Raw genomic sequence first — 11,861 nt, 5'->3', positions numbered from 1 at the left:
ATCATTCTGCCAGAACAAAGCCATTGGCTAATTTTTACAGTATCTGTATCTACTTGGAAGCGACCACACCGTCAAATCCAAGTTTCTTCAATTTCTTCAATTCATTCTCGGCTTCAGCACGGTTTGCAAATGAGCCAATTCTTACGCGCGTAACCTCGGTGCCACCTGTTTTAAGTGTTTCCGTATAAGCCTTGAATCCGTTTGTAATGAGATTTTCAACTTGCTGCCTGGCTTTTGATTGATCAGAAAATGCGCCAAGCTGGATTACGAATCCTTTCGAAGTCTCACCGGCAACTGAGGGAATATGAGCTGCACTCGCTGTCGTGGACTGTGCTACAGGCGCTTTCGTTTCAGTGATCTGCTTAGGTTCAATTTTGGGTTTAACGCCCGGAATGGGAATTCGTTTGCGGCCATTCAGCCATTCAGCAATTTCATCGCCATCCTGTTGATCAGTCTTGGATGGATCATCCTGATCCGTGAACGGAGCCGTTCTACCTGAAAGATCGGACCCGGTTTGATCTTCCACGGTCGCTGCTGGCGATGCATCATTGTCTTTCCCGGACGGGGGTAAATTGATGGCTATTTCGTGCGGTTCATGACCGATTTTGGGATCATCAAAAATCAGAGGCAGGACAATGATGGAGAAAATGACGAGAACAATTGCCCCAACCAAACGCCTTCTTGCACGTTTTCTCAGTAAAAGCTCTTCTTCGCTGATATTTTTAGTCATTTGAAATATCCGATTGTCACGTAGGTTAATGAGTATTCAGATACCGCAACACGTCACTCACCGTATAGAAAGATCCAAAAACGCAAATTCTATCATTTTTGCTGGCACGTTCACAGGCAAAAACAAATGCCGCTACACAATCCGCAAACTGACGAACTGCTTCATTCTCTGAAGAAATACCGGCTTTCCGAATCTCTTCCACCAGCGTCTCCGCCGACGCTGCGCGAGATATGGATAACGTTGATACCAGCCAATAGTCGATATCGTTTTTGAGCAGGCTGACTACCCCGCCAATATCTTTATCGTGCAGCATCGAAAAAACAGCGTATGTCTTCCCGCTGGGCTTGGTTGCCGTTAGATTTTCGGATAATACCGCCGCAGCCCCGGTATTATGTGCGACGTCCAGAATAATCAACGGTTGCGTTGAAATTACCTGAAACCTGCCGGGTATTACCGCTTCGGTTAATCCCTGACGTATCGCATTCATGCTGACCGGCAACATTTCGTTCAACGTATCCAGAGCCGCCAGACACGCACTGGCATTGTGCAATTGCCGGTCGCCCCGCAATGCCGGCAATGGCAAAGAACGGCGTGAGCCTCTCGGCCCCCAGAAATCCCATTGCTGGTTCTTTTTGAAAAAACCGAAATCCTTCGAAAACTGAAAAAAATTTGCTCCAATCGCCGCTACCTGACGGCTGACAGATTTGGGAACATCGGTTTCGGCATAAATTGCAGGGGTAAGGTTTCTGAAAATCGCAGCTTTTTCAAATCCTATTTCTTCACGCGTATCACCGAGGTATTCTTGATGATCAAGATCAACATTCGTCAGTATAGAACAATCCGGTTCAAAAATATTGACGGCGTCCAGGCGTCCGCCGAGACCCACTTCCAGAATTGCCACATCTACACCGGCGTCGATGAATAACGACACGGCGGCCAATGTGCCGAATTCGAAGAATGTCAGTGAAACCTGACATTGAGTCCTGGCCGCCTCGATTTTTTCAAATACATGGCAAAAACCGGCATCATCGACTTCTGTTTTGTTGATCCTGACACGCTCGTTATAACGCAGCAAATGCGGCGAGGTATAGCATCCAACTTTGTAACCGGCACGCCAGAGAATCGATTCGAGCATCGTACATACCGAGCCTTTGCCATTGGTGCCGCCGACTATGATGATCGGAAACTGAGGCGTTAAATCGAGCGCCCGCCGGACTTGATCGATGCGCTCCAAACCCATGTCGATGATTTTGGGGTGGAGCGATTCAAGATAAATTAACCAGTCTGCTAGGGAATCGTCTGCAGTCTTGGGTGCATGCATATCCAAGTATCAAGAACAACAATATTTACGAAGTTGGAACATGAACACGCATCAGTTGCGTACATAGATTGACGATCTTGTCGCGCATGTGCCGCCGATCCACAATCATATCAATCGCACCATGTTGCAGCAAGAACTCAGCACGTTGAAAGCCATCGGGAAGTGTTTGCCGTACGGTTTGCTCGATCACCCGCGGACCCGCAAAACCGATCAATGCGCCAGGTTCGGCAATGACCACATCGCCCAGAAAAGCGAAACTTGCCGATACGCCCCCCATCGTTGGGTCGGTTAAGACAGAAATGAACGGTAACTTATGATGACTCAATCGCGTCAGCGCAGCGGTTGTTTTCGCCATTTGCATCAAAGAAAATAATCCCTCCTGCATCCGCGCACCGCCACTTGCGCTGAAGCAAATGAATGGCAAATGCTGGTCGAGACACATTTCGACTCCCCGAACGAAACGTTCTCCAACCACAGAACCCATGGAGCCCCCCATAAAACCGAATTCGAACACTGCAACAACCGCCGGCATCTGTTTCAGGGTTCCTTTCATCACCACCAAGGAATCATCTTCTTCCGTGCTTTCCTTGGCTTGCATCAAACGATCGACATATCGTTTGCTATCCTTGAACTTGAGCATATCAGTCGCAATCACTTCGGCGCCGATCTCCTGCCGACCGTCGGCATCCAGCATCAAGTCGAGGCGGGCTCTTGCAGAAATTCGATTATGATAACCGCACTTGGGACATACATTCAGATTCCTGGCCAAATCGGTGTAGTACAGAACAGCTTCGCATGTGCTGCATTTACTCCACAAACCTTCAGGAACCATTTTCTTTTCCCCAGTTTCTTTACGTTTGATTTTTGGTGGAATGATATTCTGAAACCAACTCATGAGTGCGACTTCCCTAATCCGTATTAATGGTTACTTATTGTTCATCGATTGCTGTTCGCAATGTCATCAACAAATTTCCAACATTGTTCAACACCTCTGCTTCAGATGATTTCTCAATTTCCTCGATGATCCGGCTGCCGACCACTACGGCATCGGCCAGCTCTGCCACCGCCCGGGCTGTTTCGCCATCACGTATCCCGAATCCGACGCCGATTGGAAGTAAAATGGTTCGCCGTAATTGCGCCAGCATGTCACTGACATTCTGGAGATTAAGATGAGAAGCACCCGTGACCCCTTTGAGCGAAACATAGTAGACGTAGCCCTTGGCCATTTTTGCCACCTGCTCAATCCGTGCTTGAGGGGTGGTCGGAGACAATAGGAAGATCGCGTCGATTCCATGTTGCTCGAGACAGGCTACCCATTCTGCTGATTCTTCTGGTGGATAATCAACAATTAATACGCCATCCACACCACATGCTTTCGCTTTAGCCGCAAATGCCGCATACCCCAATGCTTCAACCGGATTCGCATAGCCCATCAGCACCACCGGCGTGCTGTTATTGGTCGTTCTGAATTCAGCCACCATATCCAGCACATTCTCCAGGCTGACATGATGTTTCAAGGCCCGCTCGGACGATCTCTGGATCGTTGGGCCATCCGCCATCGGATCGGAAAACGGCACGCCCAGCTCAATGATATCAGCACCGGATTTAACCAGTTGATCCATCAACCGAACCGTCGTGCCAGGATCGGGGTCACCGGCCGTGATAAACGGAATGAGCGCTTTTCGATGTTGTTTTTTTAAAGCATCAAAGGTTGTAGCGATACGGTGGATATTTTGAACATTACCGTCTCCTCCAAAAATATTCCTCAAATAATCAAAAAGACTCATGTATACAATCCGTTTTTAATTTTATTCAGAAAAGAGATCAATACTGACGGTGATCGAAACCGCTAAAGATCGATTCCGGACATTTGGGCGACTGTCGCCATATCCTTGTCACCGCGGCCCGATAAATTAACCAGCAACAACTCATCCTTCGGCAAGGTAGGTGCAAATTTGGCCGCATACGCCAATGCATGGCTCGACTCCAGTGCTGGCATGATGCCTTCATACCGGCACAGCGTATGAAACGCTTCCAATGCTTCGTCATCAGTGATCGAGACATATTCAGCGCGTCCGGAATCTTTCAGCCATGCGTGTTCCGGACCTACGCCAGGATAATCAAGCCCGGCTGAAATGGAATGCGTCTCCACAATTTGACCATGTTCATCCTGAATAAGATAAGTGCGATTGCCATGCAATACCCCCGGTTTACCCGTCGATAACGTCGCTGCATGCTGATGCGTATCGATGCCCCTGCCGGCCGCCTCGACACCAATCAAGCGGACATCAGCGTCATCAATATAGGGATAAAATAATCCGATCGCATTCGATCCTCCGCCGACACATGCAATAAGCGCATCCGGTTGACGCTGGAAGTCTTCTTGCATTTGTATCTTCGCTTCATTGCCGATCACAGCCTGAAAATCCCTGACCATCATCGGATAAGGATGAGGCCCGGCCACTGTGCCGATGATGTAGAAGGTATTTTCGACATTCGTAACCCAATCCCGCATGGCTTCATTCAGCGCATCCTTTAATGTCCGCGATCCGGATTCCACGGGAATGACCGTTGCGCCGAGAAGTTTCATGCGATATACGTTGGTCGCCTGACGCTTGACGTCCTCGGAACCCATATAGACAACACATTCCATGCCGTAGCGCGCCGCCACCGTGGCGCTTGCCACGCCATGCTGACCCGCTCCGGTTTCAGCAATGACGCGTTTTTTGCCCATGCGTCGCGCCAATAATGCCTGTCCGATAGTATTGTTGATCTTGTGTGCTCCCGTGTGATTCAGATCTTCACGTTTCAACAATATCTGTGCTCCGCCCAGATGCTCCGACCATCTTTTGGCGTGATAGATGGGACTCGGCCGTCCAACATAATGCTTTAATTCATAGGCAAACTCGGCCTGGAAATCTGCATCGTTACGGTAAAATTCATACTGCTGTCGCAGATCTTCCAATGCTGAAATCAATGTTTCAGCGACAAATATGCCTCCATACGGCCCAAAATGGCCATTTCTTGTGGGAAGATCATAAGCATTCACAATTGTTTGACTCCTTGCATGAAAGCAAAAATTTTCTTTTCATCCTTGATTCCCTTTGCAGCTTCGACACCGCTGGAAACATCGACTCCCCAAGGTTGAGTTTGTCTGATCGCTGCGGTCACATTCTCTGGATTCAAGCCACCGGAAAGAATGAGCGGCAAAGGCAATTGCCTGGGGAAGAGTTGCCAATCAAAAGTATGACCGGTGCCTCCCGGCATATTTTCGGCATAGGTATCAAGCAGCAACCCTCGCGCGCTCGCATAGCGTTGAGCGTATTGTAGCAAATCTGTCTCAGGCCTGACTCGAATTGCTTTGATATAGGGTTGGGAGAATTGAGCACAGAATTCAGGAGTTTCATCACCATGAAACTGCAGCAAGTTCAACTGAGCAACGCGAGCGCTCTCTTCCACCCAGCGGATATCCGGATCGACGTACACACCGACGGTACATACGAAGGGCGGGATTTCAGCACAGATCTGGCGTGCTGAATGAGGGTCAATATACCGTGAACTGTGCGGCCAGAAAACGAAGCCAATGGCATCAACGCCGGATTGCACTGCAATCCTTGCATCCTCGCTCCGAGTAATTCCACATACTTTTACGCGTATCGACATAAAAAACCAGCCGTCATCTTGAATTATTCATTGGCATCGACAAGTCTGGAAAAATCGGTGTTTCAGCAATTTCCGGTATCGACCAGCCGCTATCATATTTCACTCCAGCCAAGTACAAACCAGCAGGAGAAAAAGTGGGGGCTGCGTAGGTACGGTTGCAACTACTCAGCAACTCATGCATCCACCCGGGAGGATACTTTTCTTTGCCGACATACACAAGGCAACCAATGATATTTCTGACCATATGATGCAAAAATGCGTTTGCACGCAGATCAAACAGGAAGAAATTTCCTTGCTGAATAATGTTCAAGTGCGTAATGGTTCGGATAGGTGATTTGGCTTGGCATTCAGCGGCACGAAAAGCGGAGAAGTCGTGTCGGCCAATGAGATAATTGGCTGCGATCTGCATTTTCTCAAGCTCGAGCGATGAGTGATACCACCCCACTCTGCCATGATGAATCGCTGGTCGAACCGATTGATTCAGTAATACGTACAAATAGCGCCGCTCGACTGCGCTATATCGGGCATGAAACTGATCGGATGTCTCGGTCGCGCACAGCACTGCAATATCAGCAGGTAACAATGCGTTGACGCCTCTCACCCAGGCGGTGATGGGACGCTGCGCCTGAGTGTCGAAATGAACGACTTGGAAAAGTGCATGAACCCCTGTATCCGTGCGTCCGGCGGTGATGACCCTAATTTTCTCCTGTGCTATGCGCGATACAGCAGCTTCAAGCGCATCCTGTATCGAGCAGCCTTCAGGTTGACTTTGCCATCCACAGTAATGACTGCCGTCATATTCTAAAACGAGAACTATCCGCACAAATAACAGAATACCGTGTCATATCCGCTACCATGCAATAATGAAACAGGCGTCATTGCACGATTTACAAACTCTTTAATAATTTTCTGGCCGCTTTCTTTTGTTTTCCATCACCATCACGAATAACCTCTTCTAGCATTTCTTTGGCCCCTTCTTTATCATCCATTTCCTGGTAAGCCTTGGCCAGATCCAGTTTCGTCTCAACTTCTTGCCATTGCTCGCTTTTGGCACCTGAGTCCGCTGCTTCGTTTTTATCGTCAATCGAACCAGCATCCTCTTCCATATCCAGGCTGATATCCGCCAGTCCAAGATCGGGTAAGGTTGACGATGATTTAGATGAGGTATCCTGCTCTTCAGCATCTTGGAATTGGTCAACGTCATCCGTTTTCACTGCCAGCTTCGGTTCATCAGAATCGCCAGCAGCAAGATTCTCCGCTGTTTCCTCATTCGGATGAGTATCGTCCGTCAGATCAAAATCCTGACGCACAGGTTCATATTCAAGAGAATTTTCCTGCTCCACAACTATTTCATTCGGTTCTTCAGAAGTGAATGGCTGCTGAGCCTCCTCGAGATCCGCGCTAGTCTCATAATCGGATGCTTCGATAGATGGCAAATGTTCTACCGGTTCGTCCGATAACTCAATGCCACTCTTCAGACCACGACCGGCAACTGATGGACTATCAGCCAGATCTTTGTGAGGTTCATTCGCATCATCCGCTAGGTCAAAATCAATCGCATTCGGAAAATCAGCAGAAGCCTCTTCTTTCTCAGCATCGATAACTGCGTGATGGTTTGCCATGAAGTCTTTTTCATCATCGATGGAGATAGATGATTCGGGCTCCGTATCGGCTTCTCCTTCCCTCGAAAAATCATATGCAGACGTATCCGATGATGCATCAGTTTCAACCATTGCTCGAGTTTCACGGCCATCATCCGAAAAATCATGATGAGAGAAAGCCGCCGCAGCCCCCAAAGCCCCAGTAGAATATAAATTTTTAGCAGGTTCATCTTCATACTCATCTTTTTCAGGATAAGTATCCAGATCTTCCTCGATCGAATCTTCGAGTTTTTCCTGTCCCGCAAAGGCATGACTGGAGGCTGCCTGGGCGGCAGCCATCGTGGCCATTCTTGATTTCATCTCAGAAGAAAAATGGGAATTGTCTTCCTCCAGTTCTGCTTCTTCATTGAGTCGGTCCCGACGTTTCTTGAGAATCAACAGAACAACCAATAACAACGCAATCGCGGCAGCTCCGACATACTCGATATGAGCAAAGATCTGGTCGGTCAGAGAATCCTCATCTTCTTCCTGCACCGGAACCGGCTGAGATTGTAACGCATTGGCATCGGTAACTGCTTGAACAGGCGGTTGTGACACCGGTGGGTTTTGCTCTTGCTCAGGTAAAGCGCCAGTAGTCACTGCGGCACTCGCTTCCGGAGCAGGCTCAGTCGTTTCCACAGCTTTTACTGGAGGTTTCAATTCCTGTTTGACTTCTTGAGAAGACACCACTCCTGCCGCCTTGCTCTGCGCTTGCGCCAGAACTGAGTCTTTCAATTCCAGCAGATGCTTCATATTCGCGATGCTCTTTTCCAGCATCGCCACGCGTTCGTTCGCCTCTTTCAGCGCGAGATTACGCGCAATCGCATCTTCCTCCATCATGCGCAACCGGTCTGCCAGCGCCGACTCAGAACTCTGCCCCTCTTTGCTCGCTAATTGAGAGCCGCTTGATAATCGCAATACCTCTGTCGGCGCTTCACGAGATGAAACCGATTTTTTATCAATCGTAGTAGTGATTTTTCCTTGATCAGATTGACGGATACTTGCTGCCTCCGACTCACCCGAGGTTGCAGACATTCTGCTTTTATAGTTATGCCAGTCCGCAACTTGCATTCTGATTTCTGAGCGTGCAGTTGAGGAATCTATTGCATCCACTTCGTTTTTTTCAGGTATGCTCAATACTGCGCCGACCCGGAGCAAATTCATGTTATTTGCAATGAAAGCTTCCCGATTCGCCCGATAGAGCGCTACCAGCATCTGATTGAGATCGACGCCAGCGGGTAGAACCTGGCGCGCAATGGAAGATAGGGTGTCACCTCGCGCTACAGGCCCATAGGTATTCTTGTTCAGTGAAGTTGCAGCGCGATTGGAGGGTTTGCTTGTTTGCTGCTGGCTTTTCTTATCGTTGACTGTCTGTTCTGAATTTGTTTGTGCAACCACTGGAGCGGAACTTACCACGGGAGCCGCAACATTCTGAGCGTTTACTTCGACAGGATCCAACAACACGGCATATTCGCGCAAGAGCCGACCTGAGGCCCAGTTCAACTCTAGCAAAATGTTAAGAAAGGGATCGTTGACTGCCTGCGGTGAAGTAAGCTTTATGTAAGGACTGCCATTGGTTCTTGATTCGATTGAAATTTTGTAGGTTGAAAAGCTGGGCTCGTAATTGACGCCGGCTTGAGTGAATGCCTCTCGCGATGCAATACTGGCTTTTAGAGATGAAATCTCATCATTACTGGCGGTAACGATGTCGATTTCAGCACTGAGCGGTTGTCCCAGCGCTGAATTAAGCGTTAATTTGCCGAGGCCCGCTGCATGGAGTGCAGCCCATGGCAACATCAGAATGATTACAAACAAGCTTACTCTAAAAGAAGTCTTATACACTGAAATACCCTCTTTAGTTTTTAGAAAAATAAATATCGGCAGGCTAGCATTGTAAGGTAATCACATAAATTGAGATTATGCCTCGAATTATAGGTCAATTCATTCTGATATATCCTTTTTCATTTACTAATTTGCTGGTAATTACCTGAGGGGGTTGTAAATTTTCAACACACTTAGTGCTCGACCAGTATCCGTAGCATCCGACGCAAGGGTTCCGCAGCTCCCCACAACAGTTGATCGCCCACTGTGAAGACCGATAAATATTCCCCACCCATCGTCAATTTACGCATGCGGCCCACCGGTATCGACAAAGATCCGGTCACGGCGGTTGGTGTCAATTGCGCCGTGGTGGCTTCACGTTCATTGGGAACAACATGCACCCAATCGTTCGACTGAGCAATGATTTCTTCGACTTCGTCCAGGGGTACATCTTGCTTCAATTTAATGGTTAATGCCTGACTGTGGCATCGCATTGCGCCGACCCGGACACAAATCCCATCCACGGGTATCTGCCGGTCAGTCTGGCCAAGAATTTTATTGGTTTCGGCCTGACCCTTCCATTCTTCACGGCTTTGACCATTGGCGACTTCTTTGTCGATCCACGGAATCAGGCTACCCGCCAAAGGGACACCAAAGTTTTCAGTGGGGAATTTCTTATCACGTAATGTTCCCGCGACTTCCCGGTCAATATCAAGAATATTGGATGCAGGATCGTTCAGCAAATCCTTGGCGACTCTATGCGCTTCTCCCATCTGCTGCAGCAGCTCACGCATATTTTTCGCGCCGGCACCGGATGCCGCCTGATAGGTCATGGCGCTCATCCAATCCACCATTCCCTTTTCAAAGAGACCACCCACCGCCATCAACATCAAGCTTACGGTGCAGTTCCCACCGATGTAATTTTTCACGCCATCGTGCAGCGCTTGCTCAATGACTGGCTTATTGACCGGATCCAGAATGATCACCGCATCTTTTTCCATGCGCAAGGCCGAAGCCGCATCTATCCAATAGCCCTGCCAGCCGGATTGACGCAGTTGCTTGAAAATTTGATGGGTATAATCCCCGCCTTGGCAAGAAATGATGATATCCATCGAGCTCAATTGATCAAGGTCGAAAGCATCCTTCAGTGGAGGGATTACTTTGCCAATTTCCGGACCGGCACCTCCTTTTTGCGATGTCGTGAAGAAGACCGGATCAATCAGCGAAAAATCATCTTCTTCCCGCATTCTTTGCATGAGCACGGAACCTACCATTCCTCGCCATCCCACAAAACCAACTTGTTTCATCTTGTATATCTTCTCTTAAAATTGACGAACAATTAATCAAATAAAACTTTTTGGGTGATCCTGAAAAACGATTGCGTTCGATCTTGCTGCATTGAATTCAGGCTTGGCATATTCCGCGATTCATTCACGAACCGCTCATATTAAATCTAATTCCGTTTTACCTGGTTCACGCACGCTTTTTTTGGGATTCCCTATGAATATTAATTCACTTCATAAAATCTTCATCAGCGATATAACGCGGTAATTTCGCGGCTTATCTGAAAATACCATCAATCAATTTTGCTCATGAAACACGATGATTACAAGAATGACAGCACAGCATCGCCCATTGCCTTGGTTCCTATCAATGTCATGCCGGATTCGTTGATATCCTTGGTTCTGAAGCCAGCAGCCAAAACTTTCTTGACAGCATTCTCTATGCGCTGCGCAGTTTCTTCCTGATTAAATGTGTAACGCAGCATCATCGCAACCGACAAAATCGTAGCGAGCGGATTAGCAATATCTTTACCGGCAATGTCCGGCGCAGAACCATGAATCGGCTCATACAAACCTTTATTGTTTTCATCCAGCGATGCCGAGGGCAGCATGCCGATCGATCCTGTCAACATCGAAGCTTCATCGGATAAAATATCACCAAACATATTGCCGGTAACGATGACGTCAAACTGCTTGGGGTTGCGTACCAATTGCATGGCAGCATTATCGACCAGCATATGCGATAACGTAACCTGTGGATACTCTTTTGCCACTTCTATGACGATATCGCGCCATAATTGCGTGCATTCCAGCACGTTCATTTTGTCAACCGAGCACAGCCGATGTTGCCGCTTAGCCGCCGCTTTGAAAGCGACATGCGCAATTCGACGTATTTCAGCTTCGCTGTATATCATCGTATTGAAACCGACGCGCTGATGGTCGCGCATCTCGATACCGCGCGGCTCACCGAAATAAATGTCACCGGTCAATTCCCGCACGATCATAATGTCCAGCCCAGCCACGACGTCGTATTTCAGGCTGGAAGCATTCGCCAGTTCCGGATACAAGATTGCCGGACGCAAATTGGCAAACAAATGCAGCGCTTTGCGAATGGCCAGCAAGCCTCGTTCAGGTCGTTGATGTCGGGGCAGTGCATCATATTGCGGACCGCCCACTGCGCCCAGCAAGACAGCGTCTGCCTCACTCGCCAATTGGTGAGTTGCTTCAGGGTATGGCTCGCCGGTAGCATCCACTGCACATCCACCAATCAGTCCATGCTCCAACTCGACATCCAGCCCATTTTTCTTCAACGCATCCAATACGCGCACTGCCTGCGCAATGATTTCCGGCCCGATGCCATCGCCTGCCAACACAGCAATCTTCATCATATCCTTGTTTTTTTA

Annotated in this window: 10 protein-coding genes; all 10 read right to left on the bottom strand. The window is 48.5% G+C overall.

Annotation, left to right across the window (positions count from 1 at the left end; translation table 11 throughout):
• Nucleotides 1-49: 49 nt before the first annotated feature.
• Nucleotides 50-730 (bottom strand): SPOR domain-containing protein, encoded by a 681-nt coding sequence (locus tag ABF87_RS09885; protein ID WP_160828959.1) that lies wholly within the window; start codon nucleotides 728-730, stop codon nucleotides 50-52.
• Nucleotides 731-755: 25 nt separating this feature from the next.
• Nucleotides 756-2,051: a bifunctional tetrahydrofolate synthase/dihydrofolate synthase gene (gene folC / locus ABF87_RS09880; protein ID WP_160828958.1), complete on the bottom strand. Its 1,296-nt coding sequence runs from the start codon at nucleotides 2,049-2,051 to the stop codon at nucleotides 756-758.
• Between the two features lie 25 nt (nucleotides 2,052-2,076).
• Complete coding sequence (gene accD, locus ABF87_RS09875; RefSeq protein ID WP_160828957.1) at nucleotides 2,077-2,946, bottom strand: acetyl-CoA carboxylase, carboxyltransferase subunit beta; 870 nt, start codon at nucleotides 2,944-2,946, stop codon at nucleotides 2,077-2,079.
• Nucleotides 2,947-2,980: 34 nt separating this feature from the next.
• The gene (trpA, locus tag ABF87_RS09870; RefSeq protein ID WP_160828998.1) at nucleotides 2,981-3,781 is read right to left on the bottom strand and encodes a tryptophan synthase subunit alpha; all 801 of its coding nucleotides are present in this window, start codon (nucleotides 3,779-3,781) and stop codon (nucleotides 2,981-2,983) included.
• 119 nt (nucleotides 3,782-3,900) lie between these two features.
• Nucleotides 3,901-5,100: a tryptophan synthase subunit beta gene (trpB, locus tag ABF87_RS09865; RefSeq protein ID WP_160828956.1), complete on the bottom strand. Its 1,200-nt coding sequence runs from the start codon at nucleotides 5,098-5,100 to the stop codon at nucleotides 3,901-3,903.
• Nucleotides 5,097-5,714: a phosphoribosylanthranilate isomerase gene (locus tag ABF87_RS09860; protein WP_160828955.1), complete on the bottom strand. Its 618-nt coding sequence runs from the start codon at nucleotides 5,712-5,714 to the stop codon at nucleotides 5,097-5,099. Before ABF87_RS09860 ends, trpB begins: the two co-directional genes overlap by 4 nt.
• 13 nt (nucleotides 5,715-5,727) lie before the next feature.
• Complete coding sequence (gene truA / locus ABF87_RS09855; protein ID WP_160828954.1) at nucleotides 5,728-6,537, bottom strand: tRNA pseudouridine(38-40) synthase TruA; 810 nt, start codon at nucleotides 6,535-6,537, stop codon at nucleotides 5,728-5,730.
• A gap of 64 nt (nucleotides 6,538-6,601) precedes the next feature.
• Nucleotides 6,602-9,169, bottom strand: coding sequence for a FimV/HubP family polar landmark protein (locus tag ABF87_RS09850; protein ID WP_240143620.1), 2,568 nt, complete (start codon nucleotides 9,167-9,169; stop codon nucleotides 6,602-6,604).
• Nucleotides 9,170-9,369: 200 nt separating this feature from the next.
• Complete coding sequence (gene asd / locus ABF87_RS09845; RefSeq protein ID WP_160828952.1) at nucleotides 9,370-10,482, bottom strand: aspartate-semialdehyde dehydrogenase; 1,113 nt, start codon at nucleotides 10,480-10,482, stop codon at nucleotides 9,370-9,372.
• Nucleotides 10,483-10,781: 299 nt separating this feature from the next.
• Nucleotides 10,782-11,843 (bottom strand): 3-isopropylmalate dehydrogenase, encoded by a 1,062-nt coding sequence (gene leuB, locus ABF87_RS09840; protein WP_160828997.1) that lies wholly within the window; start codon nucleotides 11,841-11,843, stop codon nucleotides 10,782-10,784.
• Nucleotides 11,844-11,861: the final 18 nt, after the last annotated feature.

Source organism: Nitrosomonas sp. JL21, from assembly GCF_009833095.1.
GTDB lineage: Bacteria > Pseudomonadota > Gammaproteobacteria > Burkholderiales > Nitrosomonadaceae > Nitrosomonas.
The sequence above is the reverse complement of the archived record's forward strand: the minus strand, read 5'-3'. Positions and strand labels throughout refer to the sequence as shown.